Below are 14,138 nucleotides of genomic sequence, written 5' to 3' on the forward strand. Positions count from 1 at the left end.
GGGCTCGACGGTAGGGCCCGGACGCTTCGGCGCCTACCGAATAGTCGCCGCCTCGATCCCGAGCAGTTCGGCCAGGGCCCGTTCCCCGTCAGGCGTCGCCTTCACCGCGCGTCCCGAGCCGATCCGTACGCACCAGCCGGTGTCGAGCGCGTGGCGGCACAGGGCGGCGCCCGCGACACCTGCCAGATGCGGCTTGCGCTCCGTCCAGTCCAGGCAGGCCCGCACGAGTGGCCTGCGTGTCCCCGGATCCAGGCCGATGCCCAGGGAGCCGAACCAGCCGAGCCCTTCGCCGGTGAGGGCGAACCCGGTGTCCTGCCGCAGCAGCCCCCGTGCCGTCATCGCCTCGGTGATCGTGATGCCCAGCCGCCCCGCGAGGTGGTCGTAGCAGGTGCGGCCCCGGGCCAGCGCACTGCCGGTACTCGCGGCTCGCAGGGTGCGCGGCCGGTCCAGGGCGTCGGGTACGACCCGGGCGGCGAGTTCCTCGACGAGGTGTGCTGCGCGTTCGTCGGTCAGCCGCACATAGCGGTGACGGCCCTGCCGCTCCTCGGCCAGCAGCCCGCCCGCGATCAGCTTCCCCAGGTGCTCGCTCGTGGTGGACGGTGCCACTCCGGCGTGCCGGGCCAGCTCACCGGCGGTCCAGGCGCGTCCGTCGAGCAGGGCGAGGCAGAAGGAGGCGCGGGTCTCGTCGGCGAGCAGCGCGGCGAGCGCCGCCAGCCGGGGCGCGGCCGGATCGGGAGGTGTCGTACGTGCCATACGGACCAGGATGCGTCAGCCGCGGTTCGGTGTGCGCCGAACCGTGCCGCTCCCGGTCACCATCCGCTCGTACTGGAGGGCGAGACCGTCCAGCAGTGCCCGCAGACCGGTCTCGAAGGCGCCCTCGTCGACCTGCTGGCGGTGCTCGGCGAGCAGATGGGCCTGGCCCAGGTGGGGATAGTCGGCCGGGTCGTACGCGGTCTCGTCGTCGACGAAGCCGCGGGCGAAGGAACCGAGCGCCGAGCCCGTCACGAAGTACCGCGTCAGAGCGCCGATGTAGGTGGCCTGCGCGGGCGGCCAGCCCGCGCGGACCATGCCGCCGAAGGCCGCGTCGGCGACCCGCAGACCGGCCGGGCGGCGGCCGGGGCCCTGGGCGAGCACCGGGACGATGTGCGGGTGCGCGGCCAGGGCCGCGCGGTAGGAGACCGCCCAGTCGTGCAGCGCGGCTGCCCAGTCACGGGGGTCCGACTCGTCGAACATCGACAGATCGACCTGCGCGGAGACGCTGTCGGCCACCGCGTCGAGGATCTCGTCCTTGTTTCGGAAGTGGTTGTAGAGCGAGGGCCCGCTGACCCCGAGCTCGGCGGCGAGGCGCCGGGTCGATACGGCTCCGAGCCCCTCGGAGTCCACGAGGGCGCTCGCGGCTTCGATGATGCGTTCTCTGCTGAGGAGGGGCTTGCGCGGTCGGGCCATGCGGCACATAGTAGGGCTGCCAGCAAAAACTAGCAGTGCTAATTAAAGTGGAGTGGCACAGGATGAACCTGGAGCTGAGCGAGGAGCAGGAAGCGGTCAGGCGGCTTGCCGTGGATTTCGTGGCGCGTGAGATCACCCCGCACGTAGTCGCGTGGGACCGGGCCGAGAATGTCGACAGGTCGATCGTCGGGAAGCTGGGCGCTCTCGGCTTCCTCGGGCTGACGGTCCCGGAGGAGTACGGCGGCTCGGGCGGCGACCACCTGACGTACTGCCTCGTCACCGAGGAGCTGGGGCGCGGTGACTCCTCGGTGCGCGGCATCGTCTCCGTCTCGCTGGGCCTGGTCGCCAAGACCATCGCCGCGTGGGGGGACGAGGAGCAGAAGCGGTCCTGGCTGCCGCGCCTCACCTCGGGCGAGGCCATCGGCTGCTTCGGGCTCACGGAGCCGGGCACGGGCTCCGACGCCGGGAACCTGACGACCAGGGCGGTGGCCGACGGCGACACCTACGTCATCAACGGCACCAAGATGTTCATCACCAACGGCACCTGGGCCGATGTGGTGCTCCTCTTCGCCCGCACCAACGGCACCCCCGGCCACAAGGGCGTCTCCGCCTTCCTCGTCCCCACCGGCACCCCCGGGCTGACCCGCCGCACCATTCACGGCAAGCTCGGCCTGCGCGGCCAGGCCACCGCCGAAATCGTCCTCGAGGACGTCCGGGTGCCCGCCTCGGCGCTCATGGGCCCCGAGGGCAAGGGCTTCTCGATCGCGATGAGCGCGCTGGCCAAGGGGCGGATGTCGGTCGCCGCGGGCTGTGTGGGCATCGCCCAGGCCGCCCTGGACGCGGCCGTGCGTTATGCGGGTGAGCGTGAGCAGTTCGGCAGGCCCATCGCGGGCTACCAGCTGGTCCAGGAGCTGATCAGCGACATCTCCGTGGACGTCGACGCGGCCCGGATGCTGACCTGGCGGGTCGCCGACCTCGTCGACCGGGGCCAGGACTTCGCCACCGCCGCGTCCACGGCGAAGCTGTTCGCCTCCGAGGCGGCCGTTCGGGCGGCCAACAACGCCCTCCAGGTCTTCGGCGGCTACGGCTACATCGACGAGTACCCGGTCGGCAAGCTGGTCAGGGACGCCCGGGTGATGACCCTCTACGAGGGCACCAGCCAGATCCAGAAGCTCATCATCGGCCGCGCTCTGACGGGGGTCTCCGCCTTCTGACCGTCCTGCTTCCCGGGGTGCGTCACTCGAACGGTCGTCTGAGTACCGGACTGAGTATCCGGACCGATGTGGTGCCCGTCACGGCCCCCGAAACTGGGGCCATGAGTGAGACAGCATCGGTCAAGCAGCAGGGCACCGCGGCCTTCTACGGTCAGGCCGTCGCCTCTTTCGGGGTGGCGATGGGCTCGGTGGCCCTCGGAATCTTCTTCCTCGACGCGGACGGCTGGGTGCGGGGCTTCCTCGCCATCGGCGTCCTCTACCTCGTCACCTCGTGCTTCACCCTGGCCAAGGTCATCAGGGACCGCCAGGAGGCGGGTCAGCTGGTCAGCCGGGTCGACCAGGCCAGACTGGAGAAGATCCTCGCCGAGCACGACCCGTTCCAGAAGCTCTGACCCGCCCGACCCTAAGCGCTTGCTCAGGATCGGGGTATGGTGTTCGTCCTGCCGATGGAAGGGGCGAGTGACGATGAGCACGGCGGAGGAGACCGGCGACGACACGCCGTGGGGCGAGGTCACGCCCGAGGCGGCACGGCGGCTTCTCGTCGCCGCCGTCGAAGCCTTTGCCGAGCGCGGGTACCACGCGACGACCACCCGCGACATCGCCGGCCGGGCGGGAATGAGCCCGGCCGCCCTCTACATCCACTACAAGACCAAGGAAGAGCTGCTCCACCGGATCAGCAGGATCGGTCACGACCGGGCCCTGGCCCTCCTGGAGGCCGAGGCCGGCAGTGACGGTTCCGCGGCGGAGCGGCTCGCCGGCGCCGTACGGTCCTTCGTCCGGTGGCACGCCGAGCGGCACACCACGGCGCGTGTCGTGCAGTACGAACTCGACGCGCTCGCCGACGAGCACCGCACCGAGATCATCGAGCTGCGCAGGCAGAGCGACGCCGTGGTGCGCCGGATCATCAGCGAAGGCGTCGCGGCGGGGGAGTTCGACGTCCCCGACGTGCCCGGCACCACACTCGCCGTGCTGTCCCTCTGCATCGACGTGGCGCGCTGGTTCAACGCCCAGGGCAGCCGGACGCCGGACGAGGTCGGCGCGCTCTACGCCGACCTCGTCCTGCGGATGGTCGCGGCTCAGAAGTAGTAGCGGGACACCGACTCCGCGACACAGGCGGGCTTGTCGCCGCCCTCCCGCTCGATGGTGACCACCGCGGTGACCTGCACGCCGCCGCCCGCCTCCTCGACGTTCCTGAGCACGGCGGTGGCGCGCAGCCGTGAACCCACCGGGACGGTCGAGGGGAAGCGCACCTTGTTGGTGCCGTAGTTGATGCCCATCTTCATGCCCTCGACGCGCATGATCTGCGGGACGAGCGCGGGCAGGAGCGAGAGCGTCAGATAGCCGTGCGCGATCGTCGTGCCGAAGGGGCCGGCTGCCGCGCGCTCGGGGTCCACGTGAATCCACTGGTGGTCGCCGGTGGCCTCGGCGAACTGGTCGATCCGCTTCTGGTCGATCTCCAGCCACTCGCTGTGGCCCAGCTCCTCACCCACTCCGTCGCGCAGCTCCTGTGCGGACGTGAAGATCTTCGGCTCTGCCATGTTCCTGGTCCCTGCCTTCCGGCTCACGTGCCCTGGACGGGCGATGTCTAAGCGCTTGCTCAGCATCCTTGGGTGAGTGCTGTCCTGTCAACGGAGGACCAGTAGGGTTCGAGAGGTGCCACAGATCCCGCAGACACTCCACGAACTCACGGTCGGCCAGCTCTCCGCGCGTAGCGGCGCCGCGGTCTCGGCCCTGCACTTCTATGAGGCCAAGGGTTTGATCAGCAGCCGGCGCACCAGCGGAAACCAGCGCCGCTACACCAGGGACGCGCTGCGCCGGGTCGCGTTCGTACGCGCGGCCCAGCGCGTCGGGATTCCCCTGGCCACCATCCGGGACGCGCTGGCCGAACTGCCCGAGGAGCGCACCCCCAACCGTGACGACTGGGCACGGCTCTCGGAGGCGTGGCGCACCGAACTGGACGAGCGCATCAAGCGGCTGGGCCAGTTGCGCGACCACCTCACCGACTGCATCGGCTGTGGCTGCCTCTCGCTTGAAGCCTGTGTGCTCTCCAACCCGAACGACATCTCCGGCGAGCGGATGACGGGCTCGCGCCTGATGCCCGAGCGCGGCAAGCCGGCCTAGCGGGCCGCGTCGGATCGCGGCCGGGCGCGGCGCCCCTCAGGCCACCGACGCCAGGTCGCGCAGGCGTACGCGCCGGGCCCTCGCCAGGGCCCCCGGTGTCAGTACGTGCTGCGGAACCACGATTCCGCAGCCGCCGCACACCGGACCCGACCACGGCTCCTGCTTCAGCTCCTGCCGCCAGGCGATGCCGTGCTCCGCGCAGACCGGGCAGGCGGTCCCCGGCTCCGAGCCCAGGGCCGAGATCAGCCGCCCCAGGACCTCGGCGAGCGGCGCCGAGGGATGCACGCCCGGGTCCTCGCAGCGTGCGATCCCGTTGCCGCCCCAGGTCCGCCGGTGCCAGTCGTCGAAGGAGGCCGGGCGGCGCAGCCCGTCGCGCTTCTCCCGCCGCCGCCGCTCGGCGAATCCCGACTCGTACGCGAGCCAGACGGCCCGCGCCTCCTCCAACTCGCTCAGCGCGCCCACCAGGCGTGCCGGGTCGGGGTCCCTGTCCTCGGGCCCGATGCCGTGCCGGGCGCACAGATGGTCCCAGGTCGCCCGGTGGCCGTAGGGGGCGAACCGTTCGAGGCACTTGCGGAGCGAATACCTCCGCAATGCCGGATCCCCCCGCGGATCGCGGACCTGTCTCGCAAGACTCCGGAAACCGGCCATTCACTGCCACCTCCGTCACTCGTACTTCGGCGTCACGTAATGGGACGTACAGCTGCCCCGATCGGCTCCATTCAAAAGTGAGCTGTCCAGAGCCTGAGACGTCCAAGGTGAAACGGTACGAACGCGGAGGCCGCGCGGGCCCGGGGGAGCGGGCCCGCGCGGCGGTCTCGGATCAGCGGTACTGGAGGTACCGCTTCCGGATCACCCGGAACTTCGCCAGGTCCGCTTCCCAGGCTCCGACGACCTCATCGGTGCCGGCGCCCGCGTCGATCATCGTGCGGACCCGGGTGTTGCCGGTCAGCTTGTCGATCCAGTTGTCCGCACGCCACGCGAAGCCGCTCCAGGACTGCTTCGCCGTCACCAGCAGGGCGATGCCGGTACGGACCGGGTCGAAGACCGTGCGGTCCTGGACGTGCACCTGCACACCACCGACCGTCTTCCCCTGGAACTTGGAGAACGTCGGCGCGAAGTACGCCTCGCGGAACGCCACGCCCGGCAGGTCCAGCGCGTTGGCGGCGGCCGCCCAGCGGCGGTCGACGCCCTCGGCGCCGAGCAGCTCGAACGGGCGGGTCGTGCCCCGCCCCTCGGAGAGGTTCGTGCCCTCGAAGAGACACGTCCCCGAGTAGACGAGAGCCGTTTCGGGTGTCGGCATGTTGGGGCTCGGGGGCACCCACGGCAGCCCGGTCTCGTCGAAGAAGTCCGAACGCCGCCACCCCGACATCGTGACGATCTCCAGCTCCACCGGCCGGTCGGCCAGGAACTCCGCGTTGAAGAGCAGCGCCAGCTCCGTGACGGTCATGCCGTGCGCCTGGGAGATCTCCCGGCGGCCCACGAACGTCGCGAACGCCGGTTCCATGACGGGGCCGAGCGCCGCCCTGCCGGTCATCGGGTTCGGCCGGTCGAGGACGACGAACCGCTTGCCCGCGAGCGCCGCCGCCCGCATGCAGTCGTACAGCGTCCAGATGTAGGTGTAGAACCGGGCGCCCGCGTCCTGGATGTCGAAGACGACGGTGTCCACGCCCGAGGCGGTGAAGATGTCCGCGAGCGCCTGGCCGCTCTTCAGGTACGTGTCGTAGACCGGCAGCCCGGTCGCCGGGTCGTCGTAGTAGCCCTCGGAGCCGCCCGCCTGAGCGGTGCCGCGGAACCCGTGCTCGGGACCGAAGACCGCCGTCAGGTTCACCCGGTCGTCGGGGTGCATCACATCGACGACATGGCGTGCGTCGGAGGTGATCCCGGTCGGATTGGTGACGAGTCCGACCTTCCGGCCCTTCAGCAGCCGGTAGCCGTCGGCGGCCAGCCGGTCGAAACCGGTGCGGACACCTCCGCGCCCGGAACCCTGTCCCGTGAGGGCGGCCGCGTTCCCCGTCCCGGCCGCCGTGACCGCGAGGGCTCCCACGGCACCGCCTGCCGTCAGCAAACCACGTCTGGACAGGTTCATTCGTCAACCTCCATGATCGCGCCGACTGTCGTGCTCACGCACGCTAGCGCGGGCGTCGGCCGCACGGAACGACCCGGACCCGCGTAGATTTCCCGCGCTGGTGCGCAGCTCTTCCCGGATCACATACCGACTGGTTAGTCTGCCGGTGAAGTCGGCTGAGAGAGGCGGGATCCGATGAGTACGGTGCAGGGCGCTGGTGTAGTGGTCACGGGAGCCGGAGGCGGCATCGGGGCCGCGCTGGCCCGCAGGTTCGCCGCGGAGGGTGCGCGGGTCGTCGTCAACGACCTCGACATCGGCCGGATCAAGGACCTCGCCGAGGAGATCGGCGGCACCGCGGTCGCCGGCGACGCCTCGCGGATCGTGGACGACGCCCGTGACGCGCTCGACGGCACGGTGGACGTCTACTGCGCCAACGCGGGGCTCGCCTCACCCGGTGACGTCTTCGCGGACGAGGAGGTCTGGGCCGCGGCCTGGGACGTCAACGTGATGGCCCACGTACGCGCGGCGAAGGTGCTGCTCCCGGGCTGGCTGGAGCGCGGCAACGGCCGCTTCGTGTCCACCGCGTCCGCCGCCGGGCTGCTCACGATGATCGGCGCGGCGCCGTACAGCGTCACCAAGCACGGCGCGGTCGCCTTCGCCGAGTGGCTCTCCCTGACCTACCGGCACCGCGGTGTCAAGGTCCACGCGATCTGTCCCCAGGGCGTCCGTACGGACATGCTGACCGCGGCGGGCTCGGCCGGCGAGCTCGTCCTCGCCCCCAGCGCGATCGAGCCGGAGGCGGTCGCCGACGCCCTCTTCGACGCCATCGAGCAGGACCGCTTCCTCGTCCTGCCGCATCCCGAGGTCGCGGCGTACTACCGGGCCCGCGCCAAGGACCCGGACCACTGGCTCGGCAATATGAACCACCTCCAGCGGAAGTGGGAGGGGAACAGCTCATGACCGGGTCGATCTATGCGGCCAGGCCGTGGCTCGCCCTGCTCACCGAGGCCCAGCGCGCCCCCGTGACCCCGGCCGAGACCCTCGTGCACGCCTTCCGCACGGCCGTGTCCCGCGCACCCGGGCGCCCGGCCCTCGCCTACTTCGACGGGCGACTGGACTACCGGGAGACGGACGCGCTCTCGGACTCCGTCGCCGGGCACCTCACGGCCAGGGGACTGGTACGCGGCGACCGCGTCGCGATCATGCTCCAGAACAGCCCGCAGTTCGTCATCGCGCTGCTCGGTGCCTGGAAGGCCGGCGCCACCGTCGTCCCCCTCAACCCGATGTACAAGTCCGGCGAGGTCTCCCACGTCCTGAAGGACGCGGAGGTGACCGCGCTGATCTGCTCGGACCGGGCCTGGGACGCCTATCTGCACGCCACCGCGGAGGCGGCCCCGAGCGTACGGATCGCCGTCACCGCCTGCGAGCTGGACCTCCAGACGAAGAACGACCCCCGCGTCCTGGGCTTCGAACGCCTGCCCGCGCCCGGCGAGGACGACTGGGCCGACGACCTGGTCGCCGTCGCCCGCCAGGGCCTCGCCGCGCCCGAAGACCGGGAGCTCACCGCCGACGACGTGGCGCTGATCAGTTACACCTCGGGAACCAGCGGCACGCCCAAGGGCGCCATGAACTCCCACGGCAACATCATGGTCAACGCCGAGCGGCAGCGCACCGGTCACCCCGTCGCGGAGGGCTCCGCCTACTTCGCGCTCGCCCCGCTCTTCCACATCACTGGCATGGTGTGCCAGCTCGCCGCCTGCGTCGTCAACGCGGGCACCCTGGTGCTCGCCTACCGCTTCGAGACGAGCGTCGTCCTCGAAGCGTTCACCGAGCACCGCCCCGCCTACACCGTCGGCCCGTCGACCGCCTTCATGGCGCTCGCCGCGCACCCCGGAGTCACCCCGGAGCACTTCGCCTCCTTCCAGGTGATCTCCTCGGGCGGCGCCCCGCTGCCGCCGGCGCTGGTGGAGAAGTTCCGGGCGGGCTTCGGCCCGTACATCCGCAACGGCTACGGCCTCACCGAGTGCACGGCGCCCTGCGCCGCCGTACCGCCGGAGCGGGAAGCCCCCGTCGACCCGGTGTCCGGCACGCTCTCCGTCGGTGTCCCGGGGCCGGACACGGTCGTCCGGATTCTCGACGAGAACGGTCAGGAGGTGCCGTTCGGGGAGCAGGGCGAGATCGCCGTACGAGGACCCCAGGTGGTCCGGGGGTACTGGAACCTGCCCGAGGCAACGGCCGCGGCCTTCCCCGACGGGGAACTGCGCACCGGCGACATCGGCTTCATGGACGCGGCGGGCTGGCTCTACGTCGTCGACCGCAAGAAGGACATGATCAACGCCTCGGGGTTCAAGGTGTGGCCCCGCGAGGTCGAGGACGTGCTCTACACCCATCCGGCGGTCCGTGAGGCGGCGGTCGTGGGCGTCCCCGACCCGTACCGCGGCGAGACGGTCCGGGCCTACGTCAGCCTGCGGCCGGGCGCCACGGCCGAGCCCGGCGAACTGGGCGCGTACTGCGAGGAACGGCTCGCCGCGTACAAGTATCCGCGCGAGGTGGAGATCCTGACGGAGCTGCCCAAGACGGCTAGTGGGAAGATCCTCAGGCGGGAACTGCGTTCCCCCCGCTAGACCGGTTCACGCATCGTACGAAAGGCAGGTGGCGGCAATGGCCAAGGCGACGACGGACGGGAACGGCACTCCCGTCCCTCAGAGGCTGCTGGCCGCCGCCACCCGGCTCTTCGCCGAGCGTGGCTACGACCGCACCTCGGTCCAGGAGATCGTCGAGGCGGCGGGCGTCACCAAGGGCGCGCTCTACCACTACTTCGGTTCCAAGGAAGACCTCCTGCACGAGGTGTACGCCCGGGTGCTGCGGCTCCAGCAGGAGCGGCTCGACGCCTACGCGAACGCCGACGCCCCGATCGAGCGGCGACTGCGCGACGCGGCGGCGGACGTGGTCGTGACGACCATCGAGAACCTCGACGACGCCTCGATCTTCTTCCGGTCGATGCACCACCTGAGCCCCGAGAAGAACAAGCAGGTGCGCGTGGAGCGGCGCCGCTACCACGAGCGTTTCCGGGCTCTGATCGAAGAGGGCCAGAAGGCCGGGGTGTTCTCCACGGCGACTCCGGCGGACCTCGTGGTCGACTACCACTTCGGCTCGGTCCACCACCTGTCCACCTGGTACCGCCCCGACGGCCCGCTGAGCCAGCAGGAGGTCGCCGGTCATCTGGCGGACCTGCTGCTGCGCGCCCTGCGCCCGTAGGCGGCCGTCCCGGGGCTTCGGGCTCCGGCACCTCCAGGACATCTCCAGTGCGCTTCCCGGTCCCGGGGAGCGCACTGTCCGTTTATAGAACGGCCATGTCCGGTTCCCGCTCTTGACGATGTACGGTCATTCAGTTGACCATCGGTCACGCACGACGCACGAGTAGCTCCAGAAACCCGGTCGGGCACGGTGCGGCCGGGGGTACCCCCCGCACGTTCCGTCAGTCCCCGAACGGAATCCGGAGCACCTAAATGATCCCCAACCGCTTTGCGCTGCGCAGATCCAGGGCAGCCACCGCCCTCGCCTTCGTCGCCCTGCTCGCCACGGCCGTCCCGGCGGCGCAGGCGGCGGACAACGCGAGCGGGGCCACCGCCCCGCAGGCCGCCGCCGCTCCCGACATCCCGCTCGCCAACGTCAAGGCGCATCTGACCCAGCTGCAGTCGATAGCCACGGCCAACGGCGGCAACAGGGCGCACGGCAGGGCCGGTTACAAGGCGTCCATCGACTATGTGAAGGCCAAGCTCGACGCGGCCGGATACACCACGTCCCTCCAGCAGTTCACCTCCGGCGGCGCCACCGGCTACAACCTGATCGCCGACTGGCCCGGCGGAGACCCCGGCAAGGTCCTGATGGCCGGCTCGCACCTCGACTCCGTGTCCTCGGGTGCAGGCATCAACGACAACGGCTCGGGCTCCGCCGCCGTACTCGAAACCGCCCTCGCCGTCTCGCGCGCCCAGCTGGCACCGGACAAGCACCTGCGGTTCGCCTGGTGGGGCGCCGAGGAGCTGGGGCTCATCGGGTCGAAGCACTACGTCAACAACCTGCCGACGACCGAGCGTGCCAAGCTCAGCGGCTATCTCAACTTCGACATGATCGGCTCGCCGAACGCCGGCTACTTCGTCTACGACGACGACCCGGTCATCGAGAAGACCTTCAAGGACTACTTCGCGGCCCTGTCCGTACCCACCGAGATAGAGACGGAGGGCGACGGCCGCTCCGACCATGCCCCGTTCAAGGCCGCGGGCATACCGGTCGGCGGTCTGTTCACCGGCGCGAGCAACACGAAGTCGAGTGCTCAGGCCCAGAAGTGGGGCGGCACGGCGGGCCAGGCGTTCGACCGCTGCTACCACTCCTCGTGCGACACCACGGCCAACATCAACGACACCGCCCTGGACCGCAACAGCGACGCCGCCGCGCACGCGGTCTGGACCCTCTCCGCGGGTACGGTCACCCCGCCCGCCGGTGACGTCTACTCGACGACCACCGATGTGAGCGTGCCCGACAACGGGGCCGCGGTGACGTCCTCGATCCCGGTGTCCGGCCGTACCGGCAACGCCCCGGCGACCCTCCAGGTCGGCGTGGACATCAAGCACACCTACCGGGGCGACCTGGTCGTCGACCTGCTCGCCCCCGACGGCACCGCCTACCGGCTGAAGAACTCCAGCGGCAGCGACTCGGCCGACAACGTGATCACGAGCTACACGGTCAACGCGTCGGCGGAGGCCGCGAACGGCACCTGGAGGCTCCGGGTGCAGGACGTGGCCGCGCAGGACACCGGCTACATCGACAGCTGGAAGCTCACCTTCTGAGCCGTCGTCCGGGGCGGCGCGCACCACGCGCCGCCCCGGACCGCCGTGTCTACAGGTACTTCTTGATCTCGCGGTGCGCCAGCGACCGCTGGTGGACCTCGTCCGGACCGTCGGCGAGCCGCAACGTCCTCGCGGAGGACCACAGTTCGGCGAGCGGGTAGTCCTGGCTGACCCCGCCCGCACCGTGCAGCTGCACCGCCTGGTCGAGGATGCCGACCACCGCGCGCGGGGTGGCGATCTTGATGGACTGGATCTCGGTGTGGGCCCCCCGGTTGCCCACGGTGTCCATCAGCCAGGCCGTCTTCAGGACGAGCAGCCGCAGCTGCTCCACCGTCACCCGGGCGTCCGCGATCCAGTTCTGTACGACGCCCTGCTGGGCCAGCGGCTTGCCGAAGGCCGTACGGGACACGGCCCGGCGGCACATCAGCTCGATGGCGCGCTCCGCCATCCCGATGAGCCGCATGCAGTGGTGGATTCGGCCGGGGCCCAGCCGCGCCTGGGCGATGGCGAAGCCACCGCCCTCCTCGCCGATCAGGTTCGACGCGGGGACCCGCACGTCGTTGAACACGATCTCGGCGTGACCGCCGTGGGAGTGGTCCTCGTAGCCGTACACCTGCATCGCGCGGCGCACTTCGAGTCCCGGGGTGTCGCGCGGGACGAGGATCTGCGACTGCTGGCGGCGGATGTCCGCGCCGTCGGGGTCCGTCTTGCCCATCACGATGAAGACCCTGCAGTCCGGGTTCATCGCCCCGGAGATGAACCACTTGCGCCCGTTGATGACGTAGTCGTCTCCGTCCCGGGTGATCCGGGTCTCGATGTTCGTCGCGTCCGACGAGGCCACCTCCGGCTCCGTCATCGCGAACGCGGACCGGATCTCCCCGGCGAGCAGCGGCTCGAGCCACTGCTTCTTCTGCTCGTCGGTGCCGAACTGGAAGAGCACCTCCATGTTCCCGGTGTCCGGCGCCGCGCAGTTCAGCGCGGTCGGCGCCAACTGCGGGCTGCGGCCCAGGATCTCGGCCAGCGGGGCGTACTGGAGGTTGGTCAGCCCGGCACCGTACCCGGCGTCCGGGAGGAAGAGGTTCCACAGGCCCTGCCTGCGCGCCTCGGCCTTCAGGTCCTCGACGATCCGCGGGGTGTCCCACGGGGACGCGAGTTCCGCGCGCTGCTCCTCGGCGGTCTTCTCGGCCGGGTACACGTGCTCGTCCATGAAGGTGAGCAGCGTGGTGCGCAGCTCCTCGGTACGGGCGTCGAATGCGAAGTCCATGGGGTAACTCAGCCTTCCTGGAGGGTGGTGAGGCCGTGCTGGATGAAGACGGGGACGAGTTCACCGATGCGGTCGAAGCCGGCGCCGACGGTCTGGCCCAGGGTGTAGCGGTAGTGGATGCCCTCCAGGATCACGGCGAGCTTGAACCAGGCGAAGGCCGTGTACCAGGAGATGGCGGAGGTGTCGCGTCCGGAGCGGGTGGCGTAGCGCTCGATCAGTTCCGCGGGCGTGGGATGACCGGCCGCGCCGCTCGTGGTGGACACGGGGGACCTGGGCAGGTCGAGGTCGGAGCTGTACATCACCAGCAGGCCGAGGTCGGTCAGCGGGTCGCCGAGGGTCGACATCTCCCAGTCGAGGACGGCCTTGATCCCGTCGTCTGCACCGATCAGGACGTTGTCCAGGCGGTAGTCGCCGTGCACGACGGTCGGCGCGGGGGAGTCGGGCAGCGCGCGGCCCAGCGCGGCGTGCAGCTCGTCGATCCCCGCCAGTTCGCGGTTGCGTGAGGCGTCCAGTTGCTTGCCCCAGCGGCGCAGCTGGCGGTCCAGGAAGCCGTCCGGGCGGCCGAAGTCGCCGAGCCCCACGGACTCGGGGTCCACGGCGTGCAGGTCCACCAGGGTGTCGACGAGGCCCAGGACCGCGGCCCGGGTGCGGGCGGCGCCGAGCGGAGCGAGCTGCTCGGCGGTACGGAAGGGGGTCCCCTCGACGTACTCCATGACGTAGAACGTCGATCCGATGACCGACACGTCCTCGCAGAGCAGCACCGGCTCGGGTACCGGCACGGCGGTGGGGTACAGGGCGCTGATCACCCGGTGTTCGCGCTTCATGTCGTGCGCGGTGGCCAGGACGTGGCCGAGCGGGGGCCTGCGGACGACCCACCGGCGGGTCCCGTCGCTGACGACGTACGTCAGGTTCGAGCGCCCGCCCTCGATCAGCCGGGCTTCGAGCGGTCCGCTCACCAGCCCCGGCCGCTCGCGGTCGAGATAGCCGCGCAGCAGCCCGGGGTCGAGACCTGGCGGGTGGACTGAGCTCATGGTGCGCACCTCCGGGGCGACAGTACGGTCGGTGCCCATGATGCCGACCAGTCGGTATGTCGTCCAGTGAACTCCCGTAATCGGTTGGCCCGAACTCGCCCCGGCCCGACGGAATCCGTGACTGAACCCTGGCGCTCGGCCGCATGCATG

At 70.6% G+C, this 14,138-nt stretch carries 15 protein-coding genes; 8 read left to right on the forward strand and 7 right to left on the reverse strand.

The features are described 5' to 3' along the window. Positions 1–33 precede the first annotated feature (33 nt). Both F0344_RS29785 and F0344_RS29790 read right to left on the reverse strand, forming a co-directional pair. Positions 34–753, reverse strand: coding sequence for an ArsR/SmtB family transcription factor (locus F0344_RS29785; RefSeq protein ID WP_185301710.1), 720 nt, complete (start codon positions 751–753; stop codon positions 34–36). A gap of 15 nt (positions 754–768) precedes the next feature. After that, positions 769–1,446, reverse strand: coding sequence for a TetR/AcrR family transcriptional regulator (locus tag F0344_RS29790; protein ID WP_185301711.1), 678 nt, complete (start codon positions 1,444–1,446; stop codon positions 769–771). A 62-nt stretch (positions 1,447–1,508) separates the two neighbouring features. Between F0344_RS29790 and F0344_RS29795 the strand changes: the two genes are divergently transcribed. From F0344_RS29795 to F0344_RS29805, 3 genes are all read left to right on the forward strand, one after another. Next, complete coding sequence (locus F0344_RS29795) at positions 1,509–2,660, forward strand: acyl-CoA dehydrogenase family protein (protein ID WP_185301712.1); 1,152 nt, start codon at positions 1,509–1,511, stop codon at positions 2,658–2,660. A 101-nt stretch (positions 2,661–2,761) separates the two neighbouring features. Beyond that, a complete protein-coding gene (locus F0344_RS29800; protein WP_185301713.1) occupies positions 2,762–3,052 on the forward strand; it encodes a YiaA/YiaB family inner membrane protein in 291 nt (96 codons plus the stop codon). 73 nt (positions 3,053–3,125) lie between these two features. Next, positions 3,126–3,746, forward strand: coding sequence for a TetR/AcrR family transcriptional regulator (locus F0344_RS29805; RefSeq protein WP_185301714.1), 621 nt, complete (start codon positions 3,126–3,128; stop codon positions 3,744–3,746). Here F0344_RS29805 and F0344_RS29810 read toward each other — a convergent pair. Beyond that, positions 3,737–4,198, reverse strand: a complete 462-nt coding sequence (locus F0344_RS29810; protein WP_185301715.1) for a MaoC family dehydratase — start codon at positions 4,196–4,198, stop codon at positions 3,737–3,739. The two genes, F0344_RS29805 and F0344_RS29810, sit on opposite strands and share 10 nt — an antisense overlap. Before the next feature lie 115 nt (positions 4,199–4,313). Here F0344_RS29810 and soxR point away from each other — a divergent pair, with 115 nt between their 5' ends. Next, positions 4,314–4,781: a redox-sensitive transcriptional activator SoxR gene (soxR, locus tag F0344_RS29815; RefSeq protein ID WP_185301716.1), complete on the forward strand. Its 468-nt coding sequence runs from the start codon at positions 4,314–4,316 to the stop codon at positions 4,779–4,781. 36 nt (positions 4,782–4,817) lie between these two features. On the opposite strand, the gene F0344_RS29820 is transcribed toward soxR, so the two are convergent. Further along, positions 4,818–5,429 (reverse strand): hypothetical protein, encoded by a 612-nt coding sequence (locus F0344_RS29820; protein ID WP_185301717.1) that lies wholly within the window; start codon positions 5,427–5,429, stop codon positions 4,818–4,820. Between the two features lie 172 nt (positions 5,430–5,601). After that, the gene (locus tag F0344_RS29825; protein WP_185301718.1) at positions 5,602–6,867 is read right to left on the reverse strand and encodes an exo-beta-N-acetylmuramidase NamZ family protein; all 1,266 of its coding nucleotides are present in this window, start codon (positions 6,865–6,867) and stop codon (positions 5,602–5,604) included. 174 nt (positions 6,868–7,041) lie between these two features. Between F0344_RS29825 and F0344_RS29830 the strand changes: the two genes are divergently transcribed. The 4 genes from F0344_RS29830 to F0344_RS29845 all read left to right on the forward strand — a co-directional run bounded on the left by F0344_RS29830 (position 7,042) and on the right by F0344_RS29845 (position 11,693). Next, entirely contained in the window at positions 7,042–7,806 is a 765-nt protein-coding gene (locus F0344_RS29830) for an SDR family oxidoreductase (protein WP_185301719.1), read from the forward strand. Continuing rightward, positions 7,803–9,470, forward strand: a complete 1,668-nt coding sequence (locus tag F0344_RS29835) for an AMP-binding protein (RefSeq protein WP_185301720.1) — start codon at positions 7,803–7,805, stop codon at positions 9,468–9,470. Before F0344_RS29830 ends, F0344_RS29835 begins: the two co-directional genes overlap by 4 nt. Positions 9,471–9,507: 37 nt before the next feature. After that, positions 9,508–10,104 (forward strand): TetR/AcrR family transcriptional regulator, encoded by a 597-nt coding sequence (locus F0344_RS29840; RefSeq protein WP_185301721.1) that lies wholly within the window; start codon positions 9,508–9,510, stop codon positions 10,102–10,104. A 251-nt stretch (positions 10,105–10,355) separates the two neighbouring features. Further along, positions 10,356–11,693, forward strand: a complete 1,338-nt coding sequence (locus F0344_RS29845; RefSeq protein WP_185301722.1) for a M28 family metallopeptidase — start codon at positions 10,356–10,358, stop codon at positions 11,691–11,693. Positions 11,694–11,742: 49 nt separating this feature from the next. On the opposite strand, the gene F0344_RS29850 is transcribed toward F0344_RS29845, so the two are convergent. Further along, positions 11,743–12,957 carry an acyl-CoA dehydrogenase family protein gene (locus F0344_RS29850; RefSeq protein WP_185301723.1) on the reverse strand — a complete coding sequence of 405 codons (1,215 nt, stop codon included), beginning with the start codon at positions 12,955–12,957 and terminating at the stop codon, positions 11,743–11,745. 8 nt (positions 12,958–12,965) lie between these two features. After that, positions 12,966–13,988 (reverse strand): phosphotransferase family protein, encoded by a 1,023-nt coding sequence (locus tag F0344_RS29855; protein WP_185301724.1) that lies wholly within the window; start codon positions 13,986–13,988, stop codon positions 12,966–12,968. Positions 13,989–14,138 lie beyond the last annotated feature (150 nt).

It is taken from the genome of Streptomyces finlayi (genome assembly GCF_014216315.1).
Lineage (GTDB): Bacteria > Actinomycetota > Actinomycetes > Streptomycetales > Streptomycetaceae > Streptomyces > Streptomyces finlayi_A.